Here is a 14,296-nt window from a genome sequence, read left to right as displayed (position 1 = left end):
GCAAACTCTTTCTCCTATTAATGGTATTATTTATCCAGACGCTGATTCTGTGACATATGCCACACAACACAGAATGTTCATATATAGTAGAAAACGTTGAAAAGATTGACTTTTCTAGCTAAATTCATCCATTTATTCATATTTGATTTCACAATCTCTTCATATTTATGACACAAAATAGTAACAATTAAGAGTTTGATAAAGATTAGAGAATATTGTCGATACTTATCAGAATATTTTATATATTTAGTATTGAAACTTAATTCCTTTCAGTGATACGATAGAATTGTAAGCGTTCACAATGAAGAGAACTATCTTTTTTCACAACATGAATTACATAGTTTAAGAGAATATTATGAAGGAGGAGTATGATGAGCCAATTAACTGTAGATTTAAAAGAAAAGGTAGAAAAATTTCTAAATGGCAAAAAGCAGCTTTATATTAATGGAGAGTTTGTGGAAAGCAAGTCACAAAAAACTTTTGAAACATATAACCCAGCTACTGGAGAAGTGTTAGCACACGTATTTGAGGCTGGCCCAGAAGATATTGATCTGGCGGTAAAAGCCGCAAGAAAAGCTTTTGATGAGGGTCCATGGTCTAAGATGAGTGCAGCAAAAAGAAGTCGTTTAATGTATAAGCTTGCAGATCTAATGGAAGAAAATGCAGCTGAATTGGCCCAATTAGAAACATTAGATAACGGAAAACCAATTCGTGAAACAACTAATGCGGATATTCCATTAGCCATTGAGCACATGCGTTATTATGCTGGATGGTCAACAAAAATTGTTGGTCAAACGATTCCGGTTAGCGGGCCATTTTTTAATTATACACGCCATGAGGCAGTCGGTGTCGTTGGACAGATCATTCCTTGGAACTTCCCTCTTCTAATGGCTATGTGGAAATTAGGGGCAGCATTAGCAACAGGCTGTACGATTGTGTTGAAGCCTGCTGAGCAAACACCATTATCTGCTTTATATTTAGCAGAATTAATCGAAGAAGCTGGATTTCCACCTGGCGTCATAAATATCGTACCAGGTTTTGGTGAAACGGCTGGACAACCGCTCGTCGAACACCCTCTTGTAGATAAAATTGCCTTTACAGGTTCAACTGAAGTTGGAAAGATGATAATGGAAAAAGCGGCAAAAACATTAAAGCGTGTAACACTTGAATTAGGAGGTAAATCTCCAAATATCATCCTTCCAGATGCTGACTTATCTAAAGCAATTCCAGGAGCGTTAAATGGTGTAATGTTTAATCAAGGGCAGGTTTGCTGTGCGGGCTCTCGTGTATTTATTCAAAAGAAGCAATTCGATAATGTTGTTGCAGACATGGCTAGTCATGCTAAAAACATTAAACAAGGGGCAGGAATTCATGCAGATACCGAAATTGGGCCGCTTGTTTCAACTGAGCAGCAAAACCGTGTTTTAAGCTATATTGAAAAAGGTGTAAATGAAGGTGCACAACTTGTTATTGGAGGCGAAAAGGCACAAGAACAAGGCTACTTTGTAACCCCTACCATTTTTGCAGATGTTAGAGATGAAATGACGATTGCTAAAGAGGAGATTTTCGGTCCTGTTATTTCGGCTTTACCTTACGAGGATTTAGATGAACTCATTAACCGTGCAAACGATAGCGATTACGGACTTGCAGCAGGAGTTTGGACAAAAGATATTTCGAATGCTCATTATATCGCTAATAAACTTCGAGCAGGCACAGTATGGGTTAATTGCTATAATGCATTTGATGCCGCTTCCCCATTTGGTGGATATAAAAATTCTGGAATTGGTAGGGAAATGGGTTCCTATGCATTGAACAACTATACAGAGGTAAAAAGTGTTTGGATTTCAATGAAATAAAAACTTATGCTATTTCATTGCATTATTTTCATAAGGGGCTCATATGAGCTCCTTTTCTTTTTTGTCAATCCATATTATCATTGTATAGAATCATATTTAAGTTAAATATGTCACACATTGTCCATAGGATTTTCGAACACTTTTCTTTATCCTTATATGGGGAGGGGAAATAATGAAAAAAATATATATCATTAGCATAATTGTTATCGCACTAGGAATAACTGCAGGAATTTCTTTTTTTGTCATTCGTGATTTATCCTCTAAAATTCCAGATGATATATCACTTGTCACGATGCATGATGAAGTTTATGATTTTTCAAAATCAGAAAAAAAACTTAAGCTTGTAGAATTTATTTATACGTTTTGTCCAGATATTTGTCCTGTCACAACACAAAGGATGAATTTATTAAGAAGTGATTTAGAAAAAGAAGGGGTATTTGGAAAGGATATTGAATTTTTAACCATAAGCATTGACCCTTATCGTGATACACCAGAAAAACTCCGTAAATATATGGATACCTTTGATATTGAAGATGATGGAAATTGGATTCTTTTAACAGGTGATCAAAATAATATTAAAGAGGATCAAGAGGAGATACGTAGAATCGCTAATACTTTTCAATTTCAGTACAGAGACCCTGGTGATGGCTTTTATGTACATAGCACTTTCGTATTTTTAGTCAATGAAAACAATAAATTTATTAAAAAATTCCCGATGGGTGAAAAATTTGATAAGGATGCTGTTTTTAAAAAGATTATGTCGGAAATTAAATAACACAAAACCGTTGAATGAGTAATCGTTCAACGGTTTTGTGTTTGCATTCGTTTCGCTGAATTTCAAGAACTGCGTGTCTTTGTGCTTACACATTACTCTAGTTTGTAGTCGAAGATAATCGTTTGTTTTGCGGAAATGAAATGAGCATCTTCGATCTCGGTTTTGTGAAGCTAACATTAATTCCGGCTTTTTTTAAACGGTTAACTAGTTCGACGATCTGTTTTTTGGCCACAATAAAAACCCCTTTATCCTGCCTATATAATTTTATTGTACACGATAATTATGAAGAAACTATGAACAATGAAAGTTTTTTTATTGGATTTAACATTCTTTTTTAAAATATTTTGTATTTATTTATAGATATAATATTCGATTAATTCAGTTATCTTCCTGCTTTTTCTCAAAAAAATATACATTACCCTTGATGCTCAAAATCTAATTCGCGATTAAGCTAGGAAAGTGTTATAATTTTATGGATAATGTTTGATGGAGGAATTAATATACATGTTAACTGTTAGTAATGTTAGTCTTCGTTTCGGTGACCGGAAACTGTTTGAAGACGTGAATATTAAATTTACACCCGGAAATTGCTATGGATTAATTGGCGCAAATGGTGCTGGTAAATCAACCTTCTTAAGAATTTTGTCAGGAGAACTTGAATCACAAACTGGAAATGTAAGTTTAGGTCCTGGTGAACGCCTTGCTGTACTGAAGCAGAACCATTTTGAATTTGAAGAGTTCGAAGTACTTAAGGTTGTAATCATGGGGCATGCCCGCCTTTATGAAGTCATGCAGGAAAAAGATGCTATTTATATGAAAGCTGATTTTACAGATGAAGATGGCATGAAAGCAGCTGAGCTTGAAGGTGAATTTGCAGAGTTAAACGGATGGGAAGCTGAATCCGAAGCTGCGATCTTATTAAAGGGCTTAGGAATTAGTGAAGATTTACATTCGAAAAAAATGGCTGACCTATCTGGTTCTGAAAAAGTAAAGGTTTTACTTGCTCAAGCTTTATTTGGTAAGCCTGACGTACTTCTCTTAGACGAGCCGACAAACCATCTAGATTTAAAAGCGATTCAATGGCTTGAAGAATTTTTAATTAACTTTGAAAATACTGTTATTGTCGTATCCCATGACCGCCATTTCTTAAATATTGTTTGTACACATATTGCTGATCTAGATTTTGGAAAGATTCAAATTTATGTTGGAAACTATGATTTTTGGTATGAATCAAGCCAACTGGCTCTACGTATGGCTCAAGACACAAACAAGAAAAAAGAAGAAAAGATAAAAGAACTTCAAAGCTTTATTGCCCGTTTTAGTGCGAATGCTTCGAAGTCAAAGCAAGCTACATCACGGAAAAAACTGTTGGAAAAAATTTCACTTGATGATATAAAACCTTCATCAAGAAGATATCCATATGTTGGATTTACCCCAGAGCGTGAAATCGGAAATGATCTTCTTCGTGTTGAAGGTATAAGCAAAACAATCGATGGGGTTAAAGTACTTGATAATATTCATTTTATAATGAATAAAGATGATAAAATTGCTCTTGTTGGCACAAATGAAATCGCGAAAACAACTCTTTTTAAAATATTAATGGGAGAATTAGAAGCAGATAGCGGCTCATTTAAATGGGGAATTACAACTTCACAAGCTTACTTCCCGAAAGATAACTCCGAGTATTTTGAAAACAGTGAGTTAAATTTAGTTGATTGGCTGCGTCAATTCTCACCAAATGATCAAACAGAAAGCTTCTTGCGAGGCTTCCTTGGAAGAATGCTATTCTCTGGTGAAGAAGTATTAAAAAAAGCATCGGTTTTATCAGGTGGAGAAAAGGTTCGCTGTATGCTATCAAAAATGATGTTAAGCGGATCCAACGTATTGCTGCTTGATGAACCTACAAACCATTTAGATTTAGAGTCCATTACCGCATTGAATAATGGCTTAATTAACTTTAAAGGCTCTATGATTTTTGCTTCTCATGACCATCAATTCATCCAAACAATTGCTAACCGCATTATTGAATTGACTCCGAGTGGTATTGTTGATAAACAAATGACATATGATGAGTACTTAGAAAATACAGAATTACAAAAACAAGTGGCAGATATGTATAAGTAAATCAATTAGCAGGAGGGTCCTCCCTTCCTGCTTTTTCTTTTTAGGTATTAAATGTTCAATAGCTATCTACTTCTTCTTTTTATGACGAGCTGAAGAGGACATTCTCTCTCCGGTCTCAATATTTGTTGTCCCCTGCCCTTTTACTTCAGGTGAACTTAATCCAGCCTTTGATGGGTCTTTTTTTCGCTTTGTCATTTCTATCACCTCCTCATTTACTATTTCATGTTCACATTCGTTTTATTCATGGCATAATTCAGAATAAAAACAAGATTAATCAGGCAATATATCGATGGAGGAGGTGTGACAAATGGCGAAAAAAGTGGCAGTTGAGCAATCATTATCAAATGTTTCTGAGGCACTACGAGATAAAGGGTTTGAAGTGATTGATATAAAATCAAGTGCTGATGTTGAAACAACAAATTGCTCTGCCTATGTTGTAAGTGGGCTAGATTCGAACATAATGGGAATACAGGAAGTATCGACGAACGCACCTATTATCGAAGCAAGTGGCATGTCAGCTGATGAAGTTTGTCAGGAAGTGGAGCAAAGATTGCAATATTAAAAATTGTTGCCGACTGATAAGTTCTTAAATAAAGGAAGTGGAGAAAAACAATTCGTTTTTCTCCACTTCCTTTATTTATGTTTGAAAGAGTATTGATTCAATCGTTGAAAAATATTTTTAATTAATGTCGATTTTCCTGAACCATTTGGACCTAATAATCCAAAGACTCCACCAGGTTCCAATGTTAAAGTTAATTTGTCTAAAACAAGGTGATTAGTGCTATAACTTTTACAAACATTATTAATTTCCAACAATTAGATCACCCCCATATTTCTAGAAAATAACTAAATATAGGATAATTTACCATACTTATATTATCTAATAAAGTACAAGAAAATAAAATAATGTTTTGAATAACGAAGCCAATTTGATATGATTCCTTCAAAATATAAAGAAAACCGCCTCATAAGAGACGGTTAAATGTATTTTTCTGTCCTTCAATTTCTATTTTTTTAACTGCTGGGATTTATTTATCAAAATATAATCTTAAAATGTTTCAAACATCACTTTCCCTGTTTCTGTAATATCATAATCACCCATTGAGTGAATATCTTGCTTTATTTCATCTGACTTGAGGATCTCTTTTATTTTTTCTATTATCTCTTTATTTTCATCTGATTTTAAGAGTACTAAATCATACCTTTCCTTGATCAGTGGAATAAAATCTACATTGACAATTTTTGCTGTCTTTTCAATTCCCACCCCAACGTCAGCTGTTTCTGCAGCAATTGCAGAAGCGACTGTTAAATGGCTCGTTTCTTCAACTTGATAACCATTTACATCTTTTGAACGAATTCCATGAATTCTTAATTGTTCATCGAGAAGAATTCTGGCTCCTGAGCCTTTTTCACGGTTTACAATCTTTACATCATCACGATATAAATCTGTCCATCCCGTAATATTCTTTGGATTCCCATTTTGAACATAAAGACCGGCCCATCTTGATAAAAAGTTAATAACAATGAAAGGAAAGCCCGTTAATATTTTTTTTACGTAAGGAATATTATATGTTCCCGTATCTCCATCAAACAGGTGCATGCTCACTAAATCGCATTGATTTTGGTACATCGAGATTAAACTGTTTAAGCTGCCTGTATAAAGACGCAGCGGTCTAATTCCAGTTGAATCCTTTTCAAGCTGCTTGGCAAGGATATCTAATGCAATATCCTGCCCGCTAATCACAAATGTCCGTAATTGCTCATCATTATTTACACTTTGGATTGTTTTCTGATTCGGTGCATATGCTCGATTTTTGCTTTTCTCCTTATATGCATCTAAATCACTAGCATCGACTCGCATTTGCCTCCCTACACGATATGCAGGTAGTTCATCTTTTTTAATTAGATCATAAACTGTTAATTTCGATACCTTTAATAGTGAAGCAACCTCTTCGATTGTATATGACTCATTATGAACAGACATTTACATTTCACCCTATCTTTTTTCATTATGTGATAAATATTACTGTTATGCTTTGTTATATTTAGTTATAATTAGTTATATCTTGTTAAAGATAAACATATTTTGAGAGAGGAAGAAAAAAATGAAATTAAGATTTTCTGCGATTTTCACGCTTTTATTTATGCTCATCCTAGGAGGCTGTAGCTCAGATAAGGAAACTTCAAAACCGGCAGAGAACAACAATGAACAACAAGAGTCATCAGCAACCCCTAAAACGGAAGCAGTGCCTGAAGAATCTGTAGAGCTTACGATATCAGCTGCTGCTAGTCTAGAATATGCTTTTAACGAACTAAAACCTCTATTTGAAGAGAAACATAAAAATATTAAACTATTATTTAATTTTGGTGGTTCAGGCGCATTGCAAAAACAAATTATTCAAGGTGCACCTGTCGATATTTTCTTCTCAGCGGCAGAAGATAAATATGATGAACTTGTTGAACAAGGAATCATTGATGAAAATCAAGGTAAAGACATGTTAAAAAACACCCTTGTTCTTATCATACCAAAAGATGCTCAAAATTCGATAGCAAGTTTTGAGGATCTCGCAAATCTTGGTAACAGTAAATTCGCTCTTGGAACTCCAGAAGCTGTTCCCGCTGGTAAGTATGGACAGCAGACTCTTGAAGCGTTAGGTGTTTGGGAAAAAATGCAAAATAATATCGTCTATACGAAAGATGTAAGACAAGTATTAACATATGTCGAAACTGGTGATGTTGCAGCTGGACTAGTTTATAAAACAGATGCACAAACATCGGATAAAGTTGAAATCATTGCTGAGGCTGATTCTAGTACTCATGACCCAATCATTTACCCTGTTGGCATTATTAAAGAAACTAAACATCCTGAACAAGCTGAATCATTTTATCAATATCTTCAAGAATCTGAAGCTACTGATATTTTAGTGAAATATGGATTTACTGTATTGGATTGATTTGAATGAGTGATTTATTCATTTCACCTGTTCAACTTTCCTTAAAAGTTTCATTCGTCACATTAGTAGTTGTTTTCATTATTGGAACTTTGTTAGCTAAATTCATGTCACGGAAGAATTTTAAAGGTAAAACGATTATGGAAACTATTTTTATGCTTCCTCTCGTATTACCACCAACTGTAATAGGCTTTTTATTAATTGTGGTGTTTGGCAATTCAAGTCCTATTGGTAAATGGATTCAATCAATATTTGATCACCCAGTCATGTTCACTTGGTGGGCAGCAGTTATCGCTTCTACAGTTGTTGCACTTCCACTAATGTATCAATCTGCAAAAACAGGCTTTTCCGAAGTGGACATTGGCATTGAGGAAGCAGCAAGAGTTGATGGTGCAAGTGAATGGTATGTGTTCTTATTTGTTTCTATGCCCGTTGCTTATAAATCTCTCATATCAGGAGCTATTTTAAGCTTCGCAAGAGCTTTAGGTGAGTTTGGAGCAACGTTAATGTTTGCTGGAAATATTCCGGGCAGAACCCAAACAATGTCTACTGCGATTTATATGTCAATTGAATCTAGTAATATGGGACTCGCTTGGATGCTTGTCATTACGATGATTGCGATATCATTTATTATGCTATTAGCGGTTTCATTTATTAAATAAACGGGCTCTTGCCCGTTTTTTTATGCTTTCAATCTAGTTTTAAGACAAGTTTCCTCCCATAACAGCATAACAATAATAATGGACAATCTTTTATTAAAGGAGAGATAACAAATGCCATTTCTTGTTTTAAAAAAGAGTTCAATTATTATGTTTCTTCTGATCGTTATTGCTGTTGCAACTGGCTCTGTTTGGCTATTCGTCAGTACAAAATCTGAAGCTGTCTTTCAGTTACAAAATGATGAAACGGTTCGAGAAATTCATATGGTAACAGGTGAATTTAAATCAAAGTTGCCTAACGGGAAAGAAATGGAGGCTTATCGCTGGGATCCAGGCACCATTGTGCTCTCAAAAGGTGAAAAAGTTAATCTAGTGATTTCAGGTATTAATGGAGCCGAGCATCCATTTTCCATAGAGGGGACAAACATAAAAGGAATTGTCAAAAAAGGTGAAGATACGATTGTCCCGTTGCAATTTGATCGTGAAGGATATTATCGTTTAATTTGCCATACTCATTCTTCAAGAGAAGATAACGGTCCCATGATTGCTTATATTATCGTTGATTAGTGAAAAGCACCGGCTAGCCGGTGCTTTTCACCATAATGGATCCATTGTTTTTATTATCTCCACCATTGATCATACAGTGTTGCTGGAACCCTTCTTTTATGCTCTGAATTTAGGTAGCGGTTTTCAATTTTATCAGCTACAGCTTTAGTTACTTGTTTTCCTTCAAGATAATCATCTAAATCATCGTAAGAAATTCCTAGCTCTGTTTCATCAGCTTGTCCTGGTTTTTGGTCGAGTAAATCAGCTGTCGGTATTTTTAAATATAACCGTTCATCTGCACCTAATTGCTGTAGAAGCGCCTTCCCTTGTCTTTTGGTTAAACCGGTCAGTGGTGTTACATCAGCACCCCCATCCCCAAATTTCGTATAAAATCCTGTAAGTGCTTCAGCTGCATGATCTGTGCCAATAACTAATAGACCCTTTTCTCCTCCAAAGATATATTGGGCAATCATTCGCATTCTTGCTTTTACATTCCCTTTTTGGTAGTCACTTAAAGGCTTGCTTTGAAGAAGCTTGTCATATTCTTCCTGCATTTCATCTACAGCTTTTTTAATATTAAAGACAAACTCCTCATCCGCTTTAATGAAGGATAATGCTAAATTTGCATCTGCTTCATCAATTTGTGCACCATATGGAAGTCTGATAGCAACGAAAGTGGCATTTTCATGGCCTGCTTCTCTCAACTCTTCCACAGCCAGCTGTGCAAGCCTGCCTGCTAGAGTAGAATCTTGTCCACCACTAACTCCTAATACATATCCATTCGCTTTTGTTTTTATTAAATAGTCTTTTAAAAAGTTAATTCGTTTCCTAATTTCTATTTTCGGATCAATGGTTGAGCTAACATGTAGCTTCTGAATAATTTCGTTTTGTAAGTTCATCTTGCTCTCCCCCACCTTCTAGTTAATTTGAATGCTTCACTTTTTCTTTTACATTTTGAATATGCTGCATTTTATTTCCCCAGCACTTTTGACTAAGATCAACTGGATATTCAGCTGGATTCAGAGAACGGCGGTATTCTTCCCATAATAAGTTCAAATTTTTACGAACAAACTGCTGAATCTCAAGTAAACTTGGCTGTTTATAGACGAGTTCTCCGTTCACAAAAATATCTTTATGTAACTCTATTGCATCGAAATTCGTAACGTATTTCTTCAAGTATGTGTGGACTGGATGAAACATTTTTAACCGTACTTCATCTTGCGGATTTTCATGTTCTAAAGCAATATAATCCCCTTCAGATTTTTGCGTTTCACGATTAATAATTCGATATACTCTCTTTAAACCAGGCGTTGTTACTTTTTCTGGATTACCGCTTATTTTTATCGTATCAACCATATCGCCATTTTCATCTTCTATGGAAACAAGCTTGTATACTGCACCTAGAGCAGCTTGATCATAAGCAGTAATTAATTTTGTACCAATACCCCATGAATCAATTTTTGCTCCTTGGCCTTTTAAGTGTAAAATCGTATATTCATCCAGATCATTTGATGCAAAAATTTTTGCCTCATGAAAACCCGCCGCATCAAGCATTTTTCTAGCTTCTTTTGAAAGGTAAGCAATGTCTCCACTATCTATTCGAATGCCGATGAAATTTATTTTATCACCAAGCTCCTTTGCCACTTTTATTGCAGTTGGGACTCCAGACTTTAATGTGTTATATGTATCAACGAGAAAAACACAATTCCGATGTCTTCTTGCATATTTATGAAAGGCTGTATAATCATCTTGATATGCTTGAACGAGTGAATGCGCATGTGTTCCCGCTACTGGGATGCCAAATTTCTTCCCTGCACGTACATTTGACGTAGCATTAAATCCGCCAATAAACGCAGCTCTCGTTCCCCAAATGGCTGCATCCATTTCTTGTGCTCTTCTTGTTCCGAATTCCATCACTGTATCTTCTCCAATTACTTCTTTAATTCGAGTCGCTTTCGTGGCAATTAATGTTTGATAATTGATGATATTCAAAATAGCGGTTTCGATAATTTGTGCTTGTGCTAAGGGTGCCTCTATTCTGACCAATGGTTCATTTCCAAATACTAGCTCCCCTTCTTGCATAGACTTTATTGTGCCAGTAAATGTTAACGAAGCTAAATAATCAAGAAAATCATCTTTATATTGAAGCTCATTTCTTAAATAGGCTATGTCACTATCCGTAAAGCGAAACTGTTCAATAAATTCAATAACTCTTTCTAATCCTGCAAATATAGCAAAGCCATTTCCAAATGGATTCTTACGAAAATAAACTTCAAAAACAGCTTTTCTCTCATGAATTTTATCTTCCCAATATGTCTCTGCCATATTTATTTGATATAAATCCGTATGTAATGAAAGGCTATCATCTAAATATTCATTGTTCATTTTTTATCCCCCATTTTTCCTATTTAGACTTTATATATATTTCCTATAATCTCATTTTACCCTCATATGTCAATGATTACCCGAAAAAAGACTGGGAATCCTTTTAATGAAAAAATCATTGACAATTATATAAGATCGATATAAATTTAATATGTTAACCATTAAAGACAATTGGTTTACATATAGAAAAGGGGTTAATAAAATGACAAATGGACAAATAAAACTAAGATCATTAATTACTACTGCATTGTTTGCAGCTATCATTAGTGTAATGGCACAATTAATCATTCCATTACCGCTCGTTCCCATTACCGGGCAAACATTAGCAATTGGCCTGGCATCGACTATTCTTGGTTCACGATATGGCACGATTTCTATACTATTATATATAGCCATTGGAGCAACTGGTGTTCCCGTCTTTGCAGAACTTTCTGGAGGAATTTCCAAGTTAATTGGTCCTACTGGTGGATATATAGTCGGCTTTATTCCAGCAGCGTTCATAATCGGCTATTACATGGAAAAGACAAGTTTTACTTTTGTAAATGCGATGATTGCAAATACGCTCGGAATGATTATCACCTTAGTATTTGGAACTGTTTGGTTAAAAATTGCTGCAGAGCTTTCATGGACTGCTGCCATTGCTAGTGGCATGACACCTTTTATTATAGTTGGATTGATCAAAGCTGCACTCGCTTCTTGGGTTGGTATAATTATTAGAAGAAGACTGCTTTCAGCCAGGCTTTTATTTTCATTGAAGGAAGAATCTATGTAAAAATATAAGGGCTACCAAAAAGGTAGCCCTTATATTTTTTGTTTTCTTTTTCTTATAAACTGGTAGATGACGAAAGGTGTACTAAGTAAGACGGGTATTAAATAGTAGCTCAATCGATAAAACATAATAATAAGAAGGCTTAGTTCTGTTGGAATCCCTTTTGTTTCCATCCCTATTAGAAAAACGAGATCAAATGAACCGATTCCCCCAGGTATTAAACTAATGATTCCAGCACATGCTGAAATAATTACAATTGGAAAAATGGCCAAAATAGGAATAGAAACTCCTAATAAGTTTGATATTCCCCATATACATATAACAACAAACAGCCATTCAAAAACAGATATGATTATTAATTCACTAATATATCCACGATTTAAATCTCCCAAATTCCAAAAAGATTTTCTAAAGAAAAAAATAATCATAAATACGGGTGTATATAGGGCAATTGCCCAAACGGCGAATTTAATAAATTTTATTTCTGAATACACATGGAAATCTGAAAAAACGATAATCCATGTTAGAATTGATAAACCAGTTAAAAAAAATAAAGCAAGCTTCGCAATAATACGTATGTAAGGTGTACGATCATGTATGTAATTACTGTAGTAATAAGATCTTAATGTCGCTCCTGCCACACCACCAAATCCAATTAAATTTGAATAGGCATTTGCTGACAATGAATAAAAAACAAGATTTCTTTTCGGAACGTGAATTTTGAATATTTTGAGCAAAATTATATCATAAAAAAACATCGGAATTAATGTAACTAAGCCAAGAATGATAATAATGATTATTTTTTGGAAAGAAAGTCTGTCCAAATATACGTTAAGCAAGTCCCAATTAAAATCTTTAAATAATTCTTTCGCCTCATAGCTAAGTAGTAAAATAATAAGAATTGGAATCAATATTTTTAAAAATATCAATATTGATTTTTGTTTTAAAAAAGACAAGATACCTCTCCATTCAATCAATTTTAGTCCACATTATTATATTTTATTACTTCCTATTACTGTGTACAACCTTTACATGAAAAAATTAACGGAAAGTTAATGATTGCCTCCAATGCAAAATTAAATTATAATTTACCTATTGCCCTTTTTGAGGTGAGAAAATGACAGATTTTTTTAATGACATCTCTAATATCCCAGCAGAATATACAATTTATGTGACTTTTTTACTTGGTTTAATTGTAAAATTTTTGTGGATTTGGAATATAGAATATCATTTTACTAATTCGATGACGGATCCTCATAATATTGCTTCTCCTGTTAATCAATCTTTACAGAGAATGAAATATTATGTTATCGTAAATACATTTTTATCTTGGTTTATAAAGTGTATTCGTAAAAAAGAAGGTTCTAATGATGATGCTGATGGAATTGCTTCTATTAATTTGAAAACGGATAAATTAATAGGAGGAATCTTTAATGAAAAGAAAGAAAAATATTTATCTTTTTGCAATGCTATCTGCTGTAACATTGCTTCTATCAGCATGTCAGGGTCAACCAGGTCAAAGTAATGATGGATTTTTCCATAACTATTTTGTTGAGCCTTTCGCATCATTAATACATTGGGTAGCCGGATTGTTTCATGACAATTACGGTATTTCCATCATTATCATTACTTTATTAATTCGTCTGCTTCTAATGCCGTTTATGCTTAAGCAGTACAAAAACCAGCAAAACATGAAGGAAAAAATGGATAAACTCAAACCTGAAATGGATGCTATACAAAAAAAATTAAAAGCTACGAAAGATAAAGCTGAGCAACAAAAGCTCCAGCAGGAAATGATGGGCTTATATCAAAAACATGGGGTTAACCCACTGAATATGGGTTGTTTGCCAATATTAATACAAATGCCGATCTTAATGGGTTTTTACTATGCGATAAGAGGCTCAGAGGAAATTGCCTCTCATTCGTTTTTATGGTTTAACCTTGGTCAATCAGATATATGGATTACGGCAATTGCGGGTATTGTTTATTTTCTCCAATTTAAGGTTTCTTTATCAAACATGCCAGCTCAACAACAAAATCAAATGAAATTTATGGGCTTATTGTCACCGATTATGATTGTGATGGTTTCATTAAACGCTCCAGCAGCACTTCCGCTTTATTGGACTGTTGGGGGGATTTTCTTAACAATTCAAACTTTTGTAGGCAGGAAGCTATATCCCCCTGCACAAATGGATAATTCAAAGGTAAAAACAAATTAATGGAATCATAAA

General features: G+C 34.4%; 16 protein-coding genes. 10 read left to right on the top strand and 6 right to left on the bottom strand.

Features of this window, described 5'->3' with window-relative positions:
- The first annotated feature begins 371 nt into the window (after positions 1-371).
- The 3 genes from KDN24_RS11865 (at position 372) to KDN24_RS11855 (ending at position 4,755) form a co-directional block, all read left to right on the top strand.
- Complete coding sequence (locus KDN24_RS11865; RefSeq protein WP_409972652.1) at positions 372-1,856, top strand: aldehyde dehydrogenase family protein; 1,485 nt, start codon at positions 372-374, stop codon at positions 1,854-1,856.
- A gap of 172 nt (positions 1,857-2,028) precedes the next feature.
- Entirely contained in the window at positions 2,029-2,631 is a 603-nt protein-coding gene (locus KDN24_RS11860) for an SCO family protein (RefSeq protein WP_409972651.1), read from the top strand.
- A gap of 504 nt (positions 2,632-3,135) precedes the next feature.
- Entirely contained in the window at positions 3,136-4,755 is a 1,620-nt protein-coding gene (locus KDN24_RS11855; RefSeq protein WP_409972650.1) for an ABC-F family ATP-binding cassette domain-containing protein, read from the top strand.
- A gap of 66 nt (positions 4,756-4,821) precedes the next feature.
- Here KDN24_RS11855 and KDN24_RS11850 read toward each other — a convergent pair whose 3' ends face one another.
- Positions 4,822-4,950 (bottom strand): YuzL family protein, encoded by a 129-nt coding sequence (locus KDN24_RS11850; protein WP_409972649.1) that lies wholly within the window; start codon positions 4,948-4,950, stop codon positions 4,822-4,824.
- Between the two features lie 112 nt (positions 4,951-5,062).
- On the opposite strand from KDN24_RS11850, the gene KDN24_RS11845 reads away from it, so the two are divergent.
- Positions 5,063-5,317 carry a YkuS family protein gene (locus KDN24_RS11845; RefSeq protein ID WP_409972648.1) on the top strand — a complete coding sequence of 85 codons (255 nt, stop codon included), beginning with the start codon at positions 5,063-5,065 and terminating at the stop codon, positions 5,315-5,317.
- 71 nt (positions 5,318-5,388) lie between these two features.
- Here the strand turns inward: KDN24_RS11845 and KDN24_RS11840 are convergent, their stop codons facing one another.
- Positions 5,389-5,571, bottom strand: a complete 183-nt coding sequence (locus tag KDN24_RS11840) for an ATP-binding cassette domain-containing protein (RefSeq protein WP_409972647.1) — start codon at positions 5,569-5,571, stop codon at positions 5,389-5,391.
- Positions 5,572-5,803: 232 nt separating this feature from the next.
- Entirely contained in the window at positions 5,804-6,739 is a 936-nt protein-coding gene (locus KDN24_RS11835) for a substrate-binding domain-containing protein (protein ID WP_491348429.1), read from the bottom strand.
- Positions 6,740-6,860: 121 nt separating this feature from the next.
- On the opposite strand from KDN24_RS11835, the gene modA reads away from it, so the two are divergent.
- From modA to KDN24_RS11820, 3 genes are all read left to right on the top strand, one after another.
- Positions 6,861-7,709 (top strand): molybdate ABC transporter substrate-binding protein, encoded by an 849-nt coding sequence (modA, locus tag KDN24_RS11830; RefSeq protein ID WP_409972646.1) that lies wholly within the window; start codon positions 6,861-6,863, stop codon positions 7,707-7,709.
- 5 nt (positions 7,710-7,714) lie between these two features.
- On the top strand, positions 7,715-8,368 hold the full coding sequence (gene modB / locus KDN24_RS11825; protein ID WP_409972645.1) for a molybdate ABC transporter permease subunit: 654 nt from the start codon (positions 7,715-7,717) through the stop codon (positions 8,366-8,368).
- A gap of 111 nt (positions 8,369-8,479) precedes the next feature.
- The gene (locus KDN24_RS11820; protein ID WP_491348428.1) at positions 8,480-8,932 is read left to right on the top strand and encodes a cupredoxin domain-containing protein; all 453 of its coding nucleotides are present in this window, start codon (positions 8,480-8,482) and stop codon (positions 8,930-8,932) included.
- Between the two features lie 53 nt (positions 8,933-8,985).
- On the opposite strand, the gene nadE is transcribed toward KDN24_RS11820, so the two are convergent.
- Both nadE and KDN24_RS11810 read right to left on the bottom strand, forming a co-directional pair.
- Positions 8,986-9,810, bottom strand: coding sequence for an NAD(+) synthase (gene nadE / locus KDN24_RS11815; protein WP_409972644.1), 825 nt, complete (start codon positions 9,808-9,810; stop codon positions 8,986-8,988).
- Between the two features lie 22 nt (positions 9,811-9,832).
- Positions 9,833-11,296 carry a nicotinate phosphoribosyltransferase gene (locus KDN24_RS11810; protein ID WP_409972643.1) on the bottom strand — a complete coding sequence of 488 codons (1,464 nt, stop codon included), beginning with the start codon at positions 11,294-11,296 and terminating at the stop codon, positions 9,833-9,835.
- 202 nt (positions 11,297-11,498) lie between these two features.
- Here KDN24_RS11810 and KDN24_RS11805 point away from each other — a divergent pair, with 202 nt between their 5' ends.
- Positions 11,499-12,068 carry a biotin transporter BioY gene (locus tag KDN24_RS11805; RefSeq protein WP_409972642.1) on the top strand — a complete coding sequence of 190 codons (570 nt, stop codon included), beginning with the start codon at positions 11,499-11,501 and terminating at the stop codon, positions 12,066-12,068.
- Between the two features lie 29 nt (positions 12,069-12,097).
- Here KDN24_RS11805 and KDN24_RS11800 read toward each other — a convergent pair whose 3' ends face one another.
- A complete protein-coding gene (locus KDN24_RS11800; RefSeq protein ID WP_409972641.1) occupies positions 12,098-13,021 on the bottom strand; it encodes a lysylphosphatidylglycerol synthase domain-containing protein in 924 nt (307 codons plus the stop codon).
- Between the two features lie 161 nt (positions 13,022-13,182).
- Here KDN24_RS11800 and KDN24_RS11795 point away from each other — a divergent pair, with 161 nt between their 5' ends.
- Together KDN24_RS11795 and KDN24_RS11790 are read left to right on the top strand one after the other, a co-directional pair.
- On the top strand, positions 13,183-13,590 hold the full coding sequence (locus KDN24_RS11795) for a hypothetical protein (RefSeq protein ID WP_409972640.1): 408 nt from the start codon (positions 13,183-13,185) through the stop codon (positions 13,588-13,590).
- Entirely contained in the window at positions 13,499-14,284 is a 786-nt protein-coding gene (locus KDN24_RS11790) for a membrane protein insertase YidC (RefSeq protein ID WP_409972639.1), read from the top strand. The genes KDN24_RS11795 and KDN24_RS11790 overlap by 92 nt, the downstream gene beginning before the upstream one ends.
- The last annotated feature ends 12 nt before the right edge of the window (positions 14,285-14,296 follow it).

This window comes from Cytobacillus sp. Bva_UNVM-123 (assembly GCF_046351715.2).
Classification (GTDB): Bacteria; Bacillota; Bacilli; order Bacillales; family Cytobacillaceae; genus Cytobacillus.
This window is presented reverse-complemented; position numbering and strand designations above follow the sequence as displayed.

Bases quoted from the DNA above. Each gene is read 5' to 3' on its own strand.
- KDN24_RS11865 (WP_409972652.1), top strand. From the start codon at position 372: ATGAGCCAATTAACTGTAGATTTAAAAGAAAAGGTAGAAAAATTTCTA.
- KDN24_RS11860 (WP_409972651.1), top strand. From the start codon at position 2,029: ATGAAAAAAATATATATCATTAGCATAATTGTTATCGCACTAGGAATA.
- KDN24_RS11855 (WP_409972650.1), top strand. From the start codon at position 3,136: ATGTTAACTGTTAGTAATGTTAGTCTTCGTTTCGGTGACCGGAAACTG.
- KDN24_RS11850 (WP_409972649.1), bottom strand. From the start codon at position 4,950: ATGACAAAGCGAAAAAAAGACCCATCAAAGGCTGGATTAAGTTCACCT.
- KDN24_RS11845 (WP_409972648.1), top strand. From the start codon at position 5,063: ATGGCGAAAAAAGTGGCAGTTGAGCAATCATTATCAAATGTTTCTGAG.
- KDN24_RS11835 (WP_491348429.1), bottom strand. From the start codon at position 6,739: ATGTCTGTTCATAATGAGTCATATACAATCGAAGAGGTTGCTTCACTA.
- modA (WP_409972646.1), top strand. From the start codon at position 6,861: ATGAAATTAAGATTTTCTGCGATTTTCACGCTTTTATTTATGCTCATC.
- modB (WP_409972645.1), top strand. From the start codon at position 7,715: ATGAGTGATTTATTCATTTCACCTGTTCAACTTTCCTTAAAAGTTTCA.
- KDN24_RS11820 (WP_491348428.1), top strand. From the start codon at position 8,480: ATGCCATTTCTTGTTTTAAAAAAGAGTTCAATTATTATGTTTCTTCTG.
- nadE (WP_409972644.1), bottom strand. From the start codon at position 9,810: ATGAACTTACAAAACGAAATTATTCAGAAGCTACATGTTAGCTCAACC.
- KDN24_RS11810 (WP_409972643.1), bottom strand. From the start codon at position 11,296: ATGAACAATGAATATTTAGATGATAGCCTTTCATTACATACGGATTTA.
- KDN24_RS11805 (WP_409972642.1), top strand. From the start codon at position 11,499: ATGACAAATGGACAAATAAAACTAAGATCATTAATTACTACTGCATTG.
- KDN24_RS11795 (WP_409972640.1), top strand. From the start codon at position 13,183: ATGACAGATTTTTTTAATGACATCTCTAATATCCCAGCAGAATATACA.
- KDN24_RS11790 (WP_409972639.1), top strand. From the start codon at position 13,499: ATGAAAAGAAAGAAAAATATTTATCTTTTTGCAATGCTATCTGCTGTA.